The sequence below is a fragment of the Mumia spirodelae genome (genome assembly GCF_050632745.1).
Taxonomy (GTDB): domain Bacteria; phylum Actinomycetota; class Actinomycetes; order Propionibacteriales; family Nocardioidaceae; genus Mumia.
On sequence record NZ_JBODSD010000003.1, the window covers coordinates 221008 to 234971 of the forward strand.

Genomic DNA, 13964 nt, shown 5'->3' on the forward strand with positions numbered 1-13964 from the left:
GTTATGCACAGTCGTGAGCGCCGGAAGCAGCGCACATCCACACGTGGCAGGACGTCGTCGGCGATCGCTGCCGTCGCCCTCGGCGGAGCCGTCCTGGCCACCGCGTCCATGCTGACGGCCCCGCCGGCCAGCGCCTACAAGAACCCGAGCACACCGGAAGCCGAGGTGGCGATCGGGTCGTGCAAGGTCGTCTCAGGGACCTTGCGGGCCTTCAAGGACGGCGCTGGATGCCGGATGAACGACGCGTACGACGGCACCTTCCTGCGGTACGACGCCGGTGGCCGGGGTGCGAAGCTCGAGGTCCGGACCGGGAGCACGCTGCGGGCCAAGGTGGAGTTCCACCCTTACTCCGAGCAGCTGTGGGTGTACGACACGCGCGCGGACAAGGACACGGTCTACGTGACCCTGTCGTACGCCGGCAACCCGAACCCGCGCCGCGTCTACACCGCGTCCGCGCACCCGGACCCGTACGACCTCTCGATCGCCGAGGGGAAGCGGGTCACCGTCAACGTGTACGACGACGCCGCGCGCGAGCTGGACCCGCACGGGAATCCAGCGCTGGTCCCGTACAACAAGCTCGACGCCGTCACCGGCACGGCCTGAGGACGAACGACGGAGGGACCCGGTCGCGTGACCAGGTCCCTCCCTGTCGTGCTGCGTCCGCTCCTGCGGCGACCGGCTACCCGCCGTTGCCGTTCCCGTTGCCGTTGCCCTCGGGGAAGAGCGGGTCAGTCGGGTCGGTCGTCCCCGGGTCCGTCGGATCGGTCGTCGCCGGTCCGGTCGAGACCGTGAGAATGATCTGCGCACCCGGGTCCGCCTGCTCCCCTGCGCCCGGGATCTGCTCGGTGACCGTGCCCGGAGGCTGGTCAGAGGCGGTCTCGATGACGCGGACCTCGAAGCCGGCGTCCTTGAGGATCTGCTCGGCCTCGTCGCGCATCTTGCCGACGACGTCCGGGACGTCGGACTTGCCCTGCGAGACCGTGAGCGTCACCGACGTGCCGGGGTCGACCATCTCGCCCGGCGACGGGTCGGTCTTGATGACCTCGTTCTTGGGCCGGTCGCTCTCCTCCTGGACGACCTCGACCTGGAGCCCGAGGCCCTCGAGCTGCTGTCGGGCCTCCTTGAGCTTCTTGCCCACGAGGTACGGGATCTCGACGCGTTCGGGGCCGGTGGACACCACCAGGTTGAAGGTCGTGTCGGCGCCCTTGGGCGTGTCGATACCGGGAGCGGGGTCGGTCGAGATGACCGCACCCTCCTCGACCTCGGCGCTCGCCTGCTGGGTGACCTCGCCCTGGGTGAAGCCGTAGTCGGGCCCGGTCAGCTTGCGTTCGGCGGCCGCCTGGTCCATCCCGGTGACGTCCGGCATCGCGATCTGCTCGACCGGGGGCGGATCCTCGCCACCCAGGAGCTTGGGCAGCCCCCACGCGGCGAGCCCGACGACGAGCAGCGCCGCGATCGCGGACAGGATCCAGATCCAGCGCTTGCTCTTGCCGTCCTCGTCCTCGTCGGAGGCCGGGGGAAGGTTGGCCGGGGGCAGCGCCTCCGTCGCGGGGGCCGGCGGGACCGGGGCGTACTGGGCGGTGGGCGCGGCGGAGGCGGCGGTCGGCTGGCCGGCGAGGACCCGCTCGATGTCGGCGCGCATCGCCGCGGCGCTCTGGTAGCGCTCGTCGGTGCGCTTGGCCAGCGCCGTCGCGACCACGCGGTCGATCGCCGGCGAGACCTCCGGGTTGAACGCCGACGGCGGCGGCGCCTGCTCGCGGACGTGCTGCAGCGCGACCGAGAGCGGGCTGTCGCCCTGGAAAGGAGGACGGCCGGTCAGCAGCTCGTACAGGAGGCAGCCGGTGGAGTAGATGTCGCTGCGGGCGTCGACGGTCTCGCCGCGGGCCTGCTCCGGGGAGAGGTACTGCGCGGTGCCGACGACGGCGGCCGTCTGCGTCATCGCGGAGGAGGTGTCGGCGATCGCCCGGGCGATGCCGAAGTCCATGACCTTGACCTGGCCGGACGGCGTGAGCATGACGTTGGCCGGCTTGATGTCGCGGTGGATGATGCCGGCGCGGTGGCTGTAGTCGAGCGCCGCCAGGATGTCTGCGGTGATCTCGAGGGTGCGCTCGGGCAGGATCTTGCGGCCGTCGCGGTCCATCTCGCGCAGGAGGTCGCGGAGCGTGCGCCCCTCGACGTACTCCATGACGATGAACGGCACCGTGTGGCCGTCGGGGCCGGTGGCCTCGCCGGTGTCGTAGACCGCGACGATCGACGGGTGGTTGAGGGCGGCAGCGGACTGTGCCTCACGACGGAAGCGTGCGAGGAACGTCGGGTCGCTCGCCAGGTCGATCCGCAGACGCTTGATCGCCACGGTGCGGCCGAGCCTCAGGTCACGGCCGATCCGGACCTCGGCCATGCCGCCACTGCCCAGCAGACCGCCGATCTCGTAGCGGTCGCCGAGGCGGCCGTACGCACCCGGCGGCCCTGCATAGCCCTGACCCGGGCCGATGGGCGTTTCGGTCATCGTTTCCTGCTTCCTTCAAGGCAACTGCTCAAAAATACCGGGAGGACGGTGAGATCCCCGTTTCGAGGAGGTGTCATCGGTCCCACGCGTGTCGTCGGTCCAGATCCGCTCATCGGCCGATCACCGCCTCGATGACCGACTTGGCGATCGGCCCGGCCAGCCGTCCGCCCGAGATGTCGTCGCGCCCGGTGCTCGAGGACTCGACCACGACGGCGACCGCGACCTTGGGATCGTCCGCCGGGGCGAAGGACACGAACCACGCGTACGGCGGGCGGTCCGGGGTCGACTGGGCGGTGCCGGTCTTGCCGCCGACCTCGACGCCCGAGATCGCTGCCGGTGCACCCGTGCCGTTGTCGACCACGTCCACCATCATCTGACTGAGCCCGGTGGCGGTGCCCCCCGAGATGGCGTCGCGAATCTTCTTCGGCTTCGCCGTCTCGATCGTCTTGAGGTCGGGCGAGCGCACCGTCGAGACGAGGTAGGGCTGCATCAGCGCGCCGCCGTTCGCGATGGCGCCGGTCGCCATCGCCATCTGCAGCGGCGTCGCCGCGACCTCGTACTGGCCGATGCCGCTCTGCGCCAGCTGCGGCGGCTCGAGCTCCTCGTCGGGGTCGGCCGTGAACTGGCTCGGGTTGCTCGCCAGCTGGTCGATCGGTCGGCTGGAGAAGCCGAAGGCGTCCGCCTGCGCCTGCATGTCGGCCTGGCCGACCTTCATCGCGAGGTCGCCGAACGTCACGTTGCAGGAGACCTCGAGCGCCTGCGTCAGCGTGATGCTGTTGCCGCCGCAGTTGCCGCCGCCCTGGTTCACGAGCTCGTACGACCCGAAGCCGGGCGCCGTCAGCGAGCTGCCGCCCTTCACCTTGCTCGTCGGGGTGAGACCGAGGTTCTCCATCGCCGCGGCGGCGGTGATGATCTTGAACGTCGAGCCCGGCGGGAGGATCTGCTGCGTCGAGCGGTTGAGCATCGGCTGGTCCTCGGACGCGTTGAGCCGGTCCCACGCCTTCGACACCGCGTCGAGGTCGTGGCTGGCGAGGACGTTGGGGTTGTACGTCGGCGTGCCGCTCATCGCGAGCACGGCGCCGGTGCTGGGGTCGATCGCGACCGCGGCACCCTTGGCGTCGCCGGGGAGGTCGGCCAGGCCCTCCGCGGCGGCTCGCTGCGCCTTGCGGTTGATCGTGAGCGAGACGCTGCCGCCGCGCGGCTGGTTGGAGCCGATCAGGTCGACGACGCGGTTGACGAACAGCCGGCTGTCGCTGCCGGACAGGATGGCGTTCTGGGACTGCTCCAGGGCGCTGCGCCCGTAGGTGTAGCTGAAGTAGCCGGTGATGTCGGCGTACAGCTTGGCCTCGGGGTAGCGGCGCTGGAACTTCCACTCGTCGTCGATCGGGACGCTCTCCGCGATCGCGCGGTCGCCGACGAGGATCGGCCCGCGCTCGCGCGCGAACTCCTCGTCGATGACGCGACGGTTGCCGTTCTTGGCGTTGAGCGTGTCGGCGTCGACGAACTGGATGTAGTTGACCCCGATGAGCAGCGCCACGAACAGGGCGAGGCACACGATCGACATCACGCGGATCGGCCGGTTCACAGCTTCACCACCTGGGTCGCGTCGTCCATCTGCAGCGGGGCGGCCTCCGGCGGCGGACGGCGGCTCTGGTCGCTGATCCGCAGCAGCAGCGCGATGATCGCCCAGTTGGCGAGGATCGAGGAGCCGCCGTACGACATGAACGGCGTCGTCAGGCCGGTCAGCGGGATGATCCGCGTGATGCCGCCGACGACCACGAACACCTGCAGCGCGAACGACACCGCGAGGCCGGTCGCGAGGAGCTTGCCGAACGCGTCGCGGCACAGCAGCGCGATGCGCAGGCCCCGCTCGACGATGAGGCCGTACATCAGGAGGACGGCCATCGCTCCGGCCAGCCCCAGCTCCTCGCCGATCGAGGCGAAGATGAAGTCGGAGTAGGAGAACGGCGTCAGGTAGGGGTTGCCCTCGCCGAGCCCGCGGCCGAGGAGACCGCCCCAGGCCATGCCGTACAGGCCCTGCACCAGCTGGTGGGTGGCGTCGGTGACCGGGAAGGGGTCGAGCCAGGCGTCGATGCGGCTCTGGACGTGGCCGAAGGTCGTCGCCGCGAACGCCGCACCGCCGAGGAAGAGCAGCGTGCCGACGACGAGCCACCCCGGGCGCTCGGTCGCGACGTACAGCATGACGACGAACAGCCCGAAGAACAGCAGCGACGAGCCGAGGTCGCGCTGGAAGATCAGCACGCCCAGGCTGACCAGCCAGGCCACGAGGATCGGTCCGAGGTCGCGGCCGCGCGGGAAGTCGATCCCGATGAAGCGGCGTCCAGCGAGCGCGAGGGCGTCGCGCTTCACGACCAGGTAGCCCGCGAAGAAGATCGCCAGGCAGATCTTGGCGAACTCGCCGGGCTGGAGGCTCATGCTGCCCACGTGGACCCAGATCCGGGCGCCGTTGATCTGCGTCCCGATGAACGGCAGGAGCGGCAGGATCAGCAGGACGAGGGCGGCGAGGCCGAAGGTGTACGTGTACGCCTGGAGCTTGCGGTGGTCGCGCACGATCAGCAGCACCGCGACGAACACGAGCAGACCGAGTCCGGTCCACATCACCTGCTTGCCGGCGAACTGCTGCGCGTCCGCGCCGAACCGGTCGGTCCGGGCGAGGTCGAGGCGGTAGATCATCGCGATGCCGAGCCCGTTGAGCGCCACGACGAGCGGCACGAGGACCGGGTCGGCGTACGGCGCGACGAAGCGCACGACCAGGTGCGTGGCGGTCGCGATCAGGGCGAGCAGCACGGCGAGACCGGCGACGAAGCCGGGGACCTCGTCGCGGGCGCCGAGACCGACCGCGACGAACGCGAAGATCACGATGACCAGCGCGAGGGCGATCAGGAGCGCCTCGGCGCCCCGTCGCTTGCGGTGGACGACGGTGGGAGGGACGGTGCCGGCGCTCACTCGACGCCTCCGCACTCCGTGCCCGGCGCGTTGGCCTGGGCGGGGTCGGCACACCGGGTCGCGATGTCGCGCAGCTGCTCGACGGTGTCGCGCGCGTCGTCCAGCGACGTCGACGTGATCCCCTTCTCGACCTGGTTCGCGCGGAACGTCGGGAGGGACTCGACGGTGATGTCGGTGACCTCCTCGACGCTGTCGAGGTCGATCAGCGGGACGTCGGCCTGGATACCGCGGAAGATGGCGACGTTGCCGTCCGACGTGCCGACGTAGTACTGCCGCTGCGTCCAGTCGTAGGCGAGCTTGGCCGCGAGCGCGAGGAGGCCGACGATGACCGCCAGGACGACCAGGCGACGCAGCCAGATGAAGCGTCGCGGTGGTCGCGGGGCGTAGCGCAGGGCCTCGGGGTCGGCGGGCGTCGGCTCGACCTTGGTGCTGACCGCGCCGTCGTGCTCGTCGTCGCTCGACGCGACGACGTCGAGATTGGTCGCGGTGCGGGTCGTGCCCGCGCCTGGACGGGCCTGCTCCGACGCGGCGCCGACGAGCATCGGCTGGCCGTCGGCCGAGGCGAGCGTCGGGTCGGCGGGCGCGTCGAGGTCGACCATCTCGCCGAGGATGACGGTGACGTTGTCGGCTCCGCCGCCGGCGAGCGCGCGCTGCACGAGCTCGACCGCCGCGACGTCGACGTTGGGCGCGTGCTTGAGGACGTCGGCGATCGAGTCGTCGTCGACCATGTCGGAGAGCCCGTCGCTGCACAGCAGGTAGCGGTCGCCGAGGTGGGGCTCGATCAGGGTCAGGTCCGGCTCGGCCTCGTCACGCCCGAGCAGGACGCGCAGGATCAGCGAGCGGTTGGGGTGGGTGCGTGCGCCCTCGCGGGTGAGGCGGCCCTCGTCGACCAGGCTCTGCACGAGCGTGTGGTCCTTGGTGATCTGGTGGAGCTGGCCGTCGCGCATCAGGTACGCGCGGGAGTCGCCGATGTGGGCCAGGCCGAAGGTCGTGCCGTTCCAGAGGAGGGCGGTCAGCGTCGTGCCCATCCCCTCCACGCTCGGGTCGTCCTCGATCACCTCGGCGAGACGGTCGTTGGCCCGGTGCACCGCACCCGCGAGCGCCTCGATCACGTCGCCGGTCGGCGGGTTGTCGAGGCGGCGGACGACGTGCATCACCTCGGACGAGGCGAGGTCGCCCGCGGCCGCGCCGCCCATGCCGTCGGCGATCACCAGCAGGTGCTGGCTCGCGAAGCCCGAGTCCTGGTTGGAGGTGCGGCGGCGCCCGACGTCGGAGAGCGCGACGTAGGTGTAGCCGAGACGGGGCTGGTGGGCGGACACGGGCGTCGCCTACTTCCGGAGCTCGACCACGGTCTTGCCCAGGCGTACGGGCACTCCGAGGTCGACCGGGACGGGGGACGTCACGCGCTGGCTGCCGAGGTAGGTGCCGTTGGTCGAGCCGAGGTCCTCGACGTACCACTGCTCGCCGTTGGTCGAGAAGCGAGCGTGCCGCGTGGACACGTAGTCGTCGTCGAGCCGGATCGCCGCGTCGGTGCCGCGACCGAGCAGGATGTCGGCGCCGGTCACCGGGACCATCTGGCCCGCGTTGGGGCCGTCGGTGACCACCAGGGTCGACGGCATCCCGCGCTTGGGCTTGCGGCCCTTGGGGGCCTTCGGCTGCTTCTGCTTCTTCTGGCGGGGCTGCTTGGGCTGCTTCGGCGCCCGCGGCGTCTCGACCTTGGCACCGAAGATGTCGGAGCGGATCACCGACACCGCGGAGAGCACGAACAGCCAGAGCACCGCGAGGAACCCGAGCTTGATGAGGGTCAGGGTCAGCTCGGTCACCAGCGACCGCCTTGCGGCCCAGCCTGCGGCGGTGAGACCTGCGGGGGGCCGGCCCACGGCTGCGGGCTGTCGGGACGCGAGCTCGGGGCTCCGGGCTGGGGACCGGTGTGCGGCGCGGCGGGCGGTGCCACCGGGCCGGTCGGTCCGACCGGCGGACCGGGGCGCGCGTGCGGGTTGCGGACGACGACGAGGGTGTTGCCGAGCTGCACCCGCGAGCCGTCGGTGAGGACCGCGTGGGTGACGCGGCGGCCGTCGACGACGATGCCGTTGGTCGAGCCGAGGTCCTCGATGGCGACCCGGACGCTGCTGCCCTCGAGGAAGACGCGGACCTGTGCGTGCTTGCGGGAGACGCCGGGGTCGTTGATGCGCAGCTGGGCGTCGGTGCCGCGACCGATCACGACGCCCGGCGGCTCGACAGGGTGGCGCACCCCGTTGACCTCGAGGACGACGGGGGCCTTGGCGACGGCGGTGTCGGTCATGCGGACGCCTGCGGCCGGGGTGACCGCGGCCGAGGCCCGTGACCGGATCCGGAAGCGCCCGGTGGTGAGGTCGGGCTGGTGGACGAACTCGAGCTTGAGCGGCCCGGCGAGCGTGTAGTGCTGCTCGGCGACGTGCTCGTGCACGAGCTCCGACAGCTCGCCGGAGAGCGTGCCTCCGTAGGGCGCGAGCCGCTCGTAGTCGCTCTGCGAGAGCTCGACGGTGAAGTCGTTGGGGACGAGCACCCGGTCTCGCGACAGGATCTGGGCTCCGTTGTCGAGCTCGCGCTGCAGGGCAGCCGCGATCTCGACCGGCTGGACCGCACTCTGGAACACCCGGGCGAAGGCACCCGAGACGGCGTTCTCGAGCCGCTGCTCGAAGCGCTGCAGCACTCCCATCGCCGCGACCTCCTCCTGTCGTCTCGTGCCGTCGTCGTCCGGACACGCGTACTCTCGCGGAGATGACCCCCGCGCGTCCACCCGATCGTATCGGGCGGGCGTAGCGGCACGACGTGGTCACACGCCGGACGGTGGACGAGGCGAGCGCGGCGCCCCCTCTCAAGGACCTCTGGGGGCGGCTGTTAGACTCGGCACGCACTCGCGCGAGTGGCGGAATGGCAGACGCGCTGGCTTCAGGTGCCAGTGTCCGCAAGGACGTGGGGGTTCAAATCCCCCCTCGCGCACAGAACGAGATCCCGGTCAGGTTTCCTGGCCGGGATCTCGTGCGTCCAGGGCCGTTCGTGCGACCGTGGGGACGTGACGACGCCGGGGCGGAACTGGGCCGAGACGCACGCGTACGAGGCGACCACCCTCCACCGGCCGACGACCGTGGACGAGCTGCGTCGCGTCGTCGCGCAGGCGTCGCGGGTCCGCGCGCTCGGCACCCGCCACTCCTTCCACGACCTGGCGGACTCCCCCGGCGTGCTGGTCGCCCTCGACGCGATCCCCCACGAGGTCGTCCTGGACCCCGAGGCGCGCACTGCGACCGTGAGCGCCGCTGCCCGCTACGGCGATGTCGCGCCGGTCCTGCACGAGGCGGGATGGGCGCTCGCCGCGATGGCGTCCCTGCCGCACATCTCGGTCGCGGGCGCGGTCGCGACGGGCACCCACGGGTCGGGTGACCGGATCCCGACGCTGGCCGGTGCCGTGGTCGCGCTCGAGCTCGTCGGCGCGGACGGCGACCTGGTCACCGTGCGCGAGGGCGACCCCGACTTCGCCGGGATGGTCGTCGGCCTCGGCGCGCTGGGCGTCGTGACGCGCGTCTCGCTGCGGGTCGAACCGGCGTACGACGTGCGCCAACGCGTCCACAACGCGGTCCCGTGGGAGACGGTGGTCGGCGAGCTCGACGCGATCACGTCGGCTGCGGACAGCGTCAGCATCTTCACGCGCTGGGGTGCTGAGGCGGTCGAGCAGGTGTGGTGGAAGAGCAGGGTGCAGGCCGAGCCGTCGGCCACCTGGGGCGTCCCCGCGACGGCGGACCAGCATCCGATCCTCGGCATCGACCCGGTCCACGCGACGCCGCAGGGTGGCGTCCCGGGTCCGTGGTTCGAGCGGCTGCCGCACTTCCGGATGGGGTTCACGCCGAGCGTCGGGGCGGAGATCCAGGCCGAGTACCTGCTGCCCCGCGCCAGCTTCCCCGACGCCGTGGCGGCGCTGCGCGCCCTCGGTCCGCGGATCGACCCGCTGCTGCAGGTCACCGAGATCCGGACGATGCCGGCCGACGACCTGTGGCTGAGCCCGGCGTACGGGCGTGACACGGTCGCGATCCACTTCACGCTGGTCCGTGACCCGAGCGCCGTACGCCGGCTCCTGCCCGCGGTCGAGGAGGCGCTGGCGCCGTACGAGGCCCGCCCGCACTGGGGGAAGTGGTTCACGCTCGACGCGGACGCGCTGGCGGCGCGCTACCCACGGCTGCCGGACTTCGTCGCGCTCGCCGACCGTCTCGATCCGGAGGGGTGCTTCCGCAACGCGTTCCTCGAGCGGACCGTGCTCCGGCGCTAGAGTCCCGCGCCGGCGAAGACGTCGCGGCCCTTGCCGCCCTTGGCGAAGCGCAGGCCGATGTCGAGGCTGCTCACCCGCTTGAGGCTCGCACCGTGCTTGGGGTTGGCGAGGATGAGGTCGACGATCGCGGGTGCCGCCTCGTCGACGGGGTCGGCAAGGATGTTCATCGCCTTGCGGACGCGGGCGAACCCCTCCGGACCCAGCTCCTTCGCCTCGCGGATCATCCCGTCGGTGACCACCACGCCGGGACTGACCGACACGATCTTGACCGGGCCTCCCGCCGTCTCGCGCACGAGGGCGTCGGTGAAGGCGCGCAGCCCCCGCTTCGTGGAGCCGTACACGGTCATTCCGGGGCGGATCTTGCCGTCCGAGCCGCCTCCGAGGACGTTGACGAGCTGGCCGTGGCCCTGGGCGGTCATGCCGCGGACGGCGACACGGCTGCCGAGGATGGTGCCGACCATGTTCGACGTGACCATCTCGACGATCCACTCGGGCCGCAGGTCGACGACCGGGTGGACCGTCCGTGCGACGCCCGCGTTGTTGATCCACAGGTCGACCGTGCCGAGCTCGGCCACGGCGGAGTCCCACAGCTTCTGCACCGAGGCGGGGTCGGACACGTCGCACACGAGGCCGAGCACGCGGCCGGTCCCTTGGGCCTGCTCGAGGCGCTCGACCGCGTCGGCGACGGACGCCTCGCCGCGGCCGCTGACCACGACGTCGTACCCACGTCCACGCAGCTCCTGCGCCAGCCCGAAGCCGATCCCCTTGCTGCTGCCCGTGATCACCGCAGTCGTCATGCGACGAAACGTATATGATAGGAACGCTGTTCCGCTAGAGGGAACGGCCGTGGTCCGATCCGGAGCGGCGGCGCCCGAGGACGTACGCGACCACGCCGCACCCCGCGGCGTACAGGAGTCCGTGGCCGATCCGCACGGCCGGTCCGCCCCAGAACTGCGGGGTCAGCAGGACCAGTGCGACCGCGAGCAGGACGCCGGACGTCGCCGGGTAGCGCTGCGAGCGGACCACTGCGACCGCTGCGAGCACACCCGAGGCCGCGAGCAGCAGAAGACCGGCGGCGAAGAGCGTCATTGCGACGGGTTGCTCCCGCAGCGCCGCGACGAGGTCGAGCAGCGGCTGGCCGCCGGGGGTGTCGGTGGCGAGCACGTGGATGCCGAACATCTCCGCGCCGAAGTAGAGACCTGCGCATGCCGCTCCGGCCCATGCGGTCCCGAGCGCCCAGCCCGCGACGCGCTCACCGGGGGTCCCCGCCAGCAGCGACCGCAGGCCGAGCAGAGCCGGGCCGAGCAGGGTCAGCGCGGCGATGCCGCAGAGGTGCGCGAGGATCCACCGGTCGGACGCGTACGCCGTGACCAGGTCGGCCGACGGCGTCGTCTCGTCGGCCCACGGGCGCAGGACCGGGAAGAGCGCGAACAGCACGCCCGACGCGACGAAGGCGGCGACGGTCCAGGTCCGCGTACGAGTCGCGGTCGAGACGAGGGTGGTCGCGCTCATGAGGGTGCTCCTGACGGGGAGAGGTCGTCCTGCGAGGTGTTCACGGCGGCGAGGCCGAGGATGACGACGTCGAGCAGGGTGTCGAACGTCGTGTCGAGGTCCTCGGGGAGACGGAAGCCGAGGTCGAGCTCGAGCGTGACGAACCCGTGCACGGCTGAGCGGAGGATGCGTACGGCGTCGACGAGGCGGTCGTCCGGTGCGCCTGCGCCGCGCAGCACCGCGGCGAGCACCCCGACGGCGTCCGCTCCGGCGGCGGCGAGCTCGGCGTCCGCGGGGTCGTCCGGATCCGCCGCGACCTGGAGGGCGGCGTAGCGCCCGGGGTGCGCCTTCGCGTAGTCGCGCATCGCGTGGCCGAGCGACCGGATCGCGTCCGGGCCGGACCGGCCGACGGTCGCGCGGCTGGTGCGGCGGACCAGCTCGCCCACCGCGTGCACGGCGACGGCGCGCCGGAGGTCGGCGAGGGAGGCGACGTGCTTGTAGAGGCTGGGCGTCGACACCCCGGCCTCGGCGGCGACGGCAGCGAGGGTGAGGTCCGCGAAGCCGGTACGGCCGCCGGCGTCGACCACCTCCAGGGCCACCGCCACCACCCGCTCGCGGTTGAGGCCGACCCTAGGCATCGGCGTCGGCCTCGTGCCCGGTGGTGCTCGCGAGGAACGGGAGCAGCAGCGCGAGGACGTCGTCGGTCGCCTGCAGGTGCGGGTAGTGGCCGACGCCCTGCAGGACGACCCCCTCCGCCCCGACGGTCTCGCGGGCGAAGGCGAGCTCGGCCTCGACGTCGGAGAAGTCGGGGTCGGTGTCGCCGTAGAACGCCAGCACCGGCGTACGCACGTCGGCGAGGCGTCGCTCAACCTGGCGGTGGTCGAGGGCGACGGCGAGGCGGCGGAACGCGCGCAGGTGCGCGGGGTCGCCCAGCGCCTCCCGCAGGAGCGCGATCCGGCCGTCGAGGTCCGGCGTCGGGCGGCCCTTGCTCAGCATGGAGCGGACGTACCAGCCCCAGACGGCGGCGCCCCACGGGCGGGCGAAGAGAACCCGGTAGGCCAGACGGAGCACGGCTCCGACCGGCGGGGAGACGGGCTCACGGAGGAGGCCGGCGAGCATGGCGACGCCACGCACGAGCTCGGGCCGGTCGGCGGCCGCGATGACGGCGGCGGACCCGCCCATCGAGCTGCCGACCAGGACCGCGGGCCCCGCGTCGAGGTGCTCGACGAGCGCGAGGAGGTCGGAGGCGGTGGCCTCGTCGCCGTACGAGCGGAAGTCGGTGTCGGAGTCGCCGTGCCCGCGCAGGTCGGTGACCACGACGCGGTAGCCGGCGTCGACGAGGACGGGGACCACCGGCGCGTAGGTCGCGCGGAGGTCGCCCATGCCGGGGACCAGGACGACGAGCGGGCCCGCACCGGCGTCGGTGTAGGCGATGCGGCCCTCGGGAACGGTGAGGTGCTGGACGGGTGTGTCGGTGTGCATCGGGCTCATGTCCATCACCATACGGCTAATGGCATTAACTTTCAAGCGGACGCCGCACGAGGGCAGAGCACAGGGGTGTCGTAGCGTGGCGGCGTGATCGCCGACCCCGCACCAGAGCCGTACGCGTTCTCCGACGACACGGCACGCATCGACCGCGCCCGCGTCCACGCGTGGCTCAGCGAGCAGGCGTACTGGGCGCTCGGGCGTGAGCGCGCGGTCCAGGACGCCGCGATCGACGGGTCGCGGAACTACGGCGTCTACGAAGCCGCGGGCACGCAGGTCGCGTACGCGCGCGTGGTCACCGACGGCGTGACGTTCGCGTGGCTGTGCGACGTGTTCGTCGACCCGTCCGTGCGGGGTCGGGGGGTCGGGACCCTTCTCATGGACGGCGTCGTCGCCGCGCTCGACGGGATGCGCCTGCGGCGCACGATGCTGGCGACCGCCGACGCGCACGGGCTGTACGAGAGGTACGGGTTCGCGGTGGTGGACGAACCGCGGAGGTGGATGCTCCGGCCCGGCTCGTGAGGCCGGGCCGGCACCCGGGTCACTCGACCCAGGTCGCGCCCTCCTGGAAGATCAGCTCGCCCTCCTCGACCGAGAGCGAGTCCTCCGGCCACTCGTCGGGGTCGGTCGGAAGCAGGCCCTCGTTGGCGACCGCGAGCGTGACCTGCGCGACCGGGACGACGCCGGAGGTCTCGGCGAGCTGGCTCCAGCCCCCGATGCCGCGGCTGTGCGCGAGGGCGTACAACGCCTCGCCGAGGTCGGTCACCGGCCCCTCGATCTCGTCGGCGCCCGCCTTCTGCGCGACGACACCGGCGGCGATCACGGCCTGCGGGTCGGTGATGCGGTAGTCCATCCGCTGGAGCACGGTCACGCCCGTGACCTCCTGGTCACCGAGCGGGGTCCCGTCGTGGACGTGGTCGTGGCCGTCCTCCGCGTCGACGTCCTCCTCGATGATCGCGAACGGCGGGAAGGTGCCGCTGTAGTCGTACTGCGCCTCGTCGTAGGACTCGAGGGCGTTCGCGAGCGCCTCCTTGGCGGCGTCGATCGTCGCGACGTCCGCGTCGGACCCTGCCGCGGCGACCGCGACGGTGTGGGTGCGGAGCGCGGAGCTGAGGGCCTCGGCGGCGCGCACGAAGGCGTCCTTCGCCTCGTCGGTCCAGCGGTCCGGGCCGGTGTTCTCAGGGTGCTCGTCGGTCATGAGGCCGAGCGTAGCGC

The 13964-nt window shown here is 72.0% G+C and carries 14 protein-coding genes and 1 tRNA gene; 4 read left to right on the forward strand and 11 right to left on the reverse strand.

The features are described from left to right. The first annotated feature begins 3 nt into the window (after nt 1–3). On the forward strand, nt 4–603 hold the full coding sequence (locus ACQSSQ_RS16605) for a hypothetical protein (protein WP_431328222.1): 600 nt from the start codon (nt 4–6) through the stop codon (nt 601–603). 76 nt (nt 604–679) lie between these two features. On the opposite strand, the gene pknB is transcribed toward ACQSSQ_RS16605, so the two are convergent. The 6 genes from pknB to ACQSSQ_RS16635 all read right to left on the reverse strand — a co-directional run bounded on the left by pknB (nt 680) and on the right by ACQSSQ_RS16635 (nt 8171). After that, nucleotides 680–2506, reverse strand: a complete 1827-nt coding sequence (gene pknB / locus ACQSSQ_RS16610; protein ID WP_431328223.1) for a Stk1 family PASTA domain-containing Ser/Thr kinase — start codon at nt 2504–2506, stop codon at nt 680–682. A gap of 109 nt (nt 2507–2615) precedes the next feature. Beyond that, a complete protein-coding gene (locus ACQSSQ_RS16615) occupies nt 2616–4091 on the reverse strand; it encodes a peptidoglycan D,D-transpeptidase FtsI family protein (RefSeq protein WP_431328224.1) in 1476 nt (491 codons plus the stop codon). Continuing rightward, nucleotides 4088–5473, reverse strand: coding sequence for an FtsW/RodA/SpoVE family cell cycle protein (locus ACQSSQ_RS16620; RefSeq protein ID WP_431328225.1), 1386 nt, complete (start codon nt 5471–5473; stop codon nt 4088–4090). The genes ACQSSQ_RS16615 and ACQSSQ_RS16620 overlap by 4 nt, the downstream gene beginning before the upstream one ends. Then, nucleotides 5470–6792, reverse strand: a complete 1323-nt coding sequence (locus ACQSSQ_RS16625) for a PP2C family protein-serine/threonine phosphatase (protein ID WP_431328226.1) — start codon at nt 6790–6792, stop codon at nt 5470–5472. The genes ACQSSQ_RS16620 and ACQSSQ_RS16625 overlap by 4 nt, the downstream gene beginning before the upstream one ends. A 9-nt stretch (nt 6793–6801) precedes the next feature. After that, nucleotides 6802–7296: an FHA domain-containing protein FhaB/FipA gene (locus tag ACQSSQ_RS16630; protein WP_431328227.1), complete on the reverse strand. Its 495-nt coding sequence runs from the start codon at nt 7294–7296 to the stop codon at nt 6802–6804. Continuing rightward, nucleotides 7293–8171 (reverse strand): FHA domain-containing protein, encoded by an 879-nt coding sequence (locus tag ACQSSQ_RS16635; protein ID WP_431328228.1) that lies wholly within the window; start codon nt 8169–8171, stop codon nt 7293–7295. The genes ACQSSQ_RS16630 and ACQSSQ_RS16635 overlap by 4 nt, the downstream gene beginning before the upstream one ends. A 201-nt stretch (nt 8172–8372) precedes the next feature. Here ACQSSQ_RS16635 and ACQSSQ_RS16640 point away from each other — a divergent pair. Together ACQSSQ_RS16640 and ACQSSQ_RS16645 are read left to right on the forward strand one after the other, a co-directional pair. Further along, a tRNA-Leu gene (locus ACQSSQ_RS16640) sits at nt 8373–8455 on the forward strand. 73 nt (nt 8456–8528) lie between these two features. After that, nucleotides 8529–9773 (forward strand): D-arabinono-1,4-lactone oxidase, encoded by a 1245-nt coding sequence (locus ACQSSQ_RS16645; protein ID WP_431328229.1) that lies wholly within the window; start codon nt 8529–8531, stop codon nt 9771–9773. On the opposite strand, the gene ACQSSQ_RS16650 is transcribed toward ACQSSQ_RS16645, so the two are convergent. From ACQSSQ_RS16650 to ACQSSQ_RS16665, 4 genes are read right to left on the reverse strand one after another with little or no spacing between them, the layout of a single operon-like run. Next, a complete protein-coding gene (locus ACQSSQ_RS16650; RefSeq protein WP_431328230.1) occupies nt 9770–10570 on the reverse strand; it encodes an SDR family NAD(P)-dependent oxidoreductase in 801 nt (266 codons plus the stop codon). The two genes, ACQSSQ_RS16645 and ACQSSQ_RS16650, sit on opposite strands and share 4 nt — an antisense overlap. Nucleotides 10571–10604: 34 nt before the next feature. Next, entirely contained in the window at nt 10605–11285 is a 681-nt protein-coding gene (locus ACQSSQ_RS16655; RefSeq protein WP_431328231.1) for a hypothetical protein, read from the reverse strand. Further along, complete coding sequence (locus tag ACQSSQ_RS16660) at nt 11282–11902, reverse strand: TetR/AcrR family transcriptional regulator (protein WP_431328232.1); 621 nt, start codon at nt 11900–11902, stop codon at nt 11282–11284. Before ACQSSQ_RS16660 ends, ACQSSQ_RS16655 begins: the two co-directional genes overlap by 4 nt. Continuing rightward, nucleotides 11895–12755 (reverse strand): alpha/beta fold hydrolase, encoded by an 861-nt coding sequence (locus ACQSSQ_RS16665; protein ID WP_431328233.1) that lies wholly within the window; start codon nt 12753–12755, stop codon nt 11895–11897. The genes ACQSSQ_RS16660 and ACQSSQ_RS16665 overlap by 8 nt, the downstream gene beginning before the upstream one ends. 84 nt (nt 12756–12839) lie before the next feature. Here ACQSSQ_RS16665 and ACQSSQ_RS16670 point away from each other — a divergent pair, with 84 nt between their 5' ends. Then, nucleotides 12840–13271 (forward strand): GNAT family N-acetyltransferase, encoded by a 432-nt coding sequence (locus ACQSSQ_RS16670; RefSeq protein ID WP_431328234.1) that lies wholly within the window; start codon nt 12840–12842, stop codon nt 13269–13271. Between the two features lie 19 nt (nt 13272–13290). Here the strand turns inward: ACQSSQ_RS16670 and ACQSSQ_RS16675 are convergent, their stop codons facing one another. Further along, a complete protein-coding gene (locus ACQSSQ_RS16675) occupies nt 13291–13947 on the reverse strand; it encodes a hypothetical protein (protein ID WP_431328235.1) in 657 nt (218 codons plus the stop codon). Between the last annotated feature and the right edge of the window lie 17 nt (nt 13948–13964).

What these genes read in the sequence shown, in the direction of transcription:
- ACQSSQ_RS16665 (WP_431328233.1), bottom strand. Translation starts at nt 12,755, where the DNA reads ATGAGCCCGATGCACACCGACACACCCGTCCAGCACCTCACCGTTCCC.
- ACQSSQ_RS16605 (WP_431328222.1), top strand. Translation starts at nt 4, where the DNA reads ATGCACAGTCGTGAGCGCCGGAAGCAGCGCACATCCACACGTGGCAGG.
- pknB (WP_431328223.1), bottom strand. Translation starts at nt 2,506, where the DNA reads ATGACCGAAACGCCCATCGGCCCGGGTCAGGGCTATGCAGGGCCGCCG.
- ACQSSQ_RS16655 (WP_431328231.1), bottom strand. Translation starts at nt 11,285, where the DNA reads ATGAGCGCGACCACCCTCGTCTCGACCGCGACTCGTACGCGGACCTGG.
- ACQSSQ_RS16660 (WP_431328232.1), bottom strand. Translation starts at nt 11,902, where the DNA reads ATGCCTAGGGTCGGCCTCAACCGCGAGCGGGTGGTGGCGGTGGCCCTG.
- ACQSSQ_RS16675 (WP_431328235.1), bottom strand. Translation starts at nt 13,947, where the DNA reads ATGACCGACGAGCACCCTGAGAACACCGGCCCGGACCGCTGGACCGAC.
- ACQSSQ_RS16650 (WP_431328230.1), bottom strand. Translation starts at nt 10,570, where the DNA reads ATGACGACTGCGGTGATCACGGGCAGCAGCAAGGGGATCGGCTTCGGG.
- ACQSSQ_RS16635 (WP_431328228.1), bottom strand. Translation starts at nt 8,171, where the DNA reads ATGGGAGTGCTGCAGCGCTTCGAGCAGCGGCTCGAGAACGCCGTCTCG.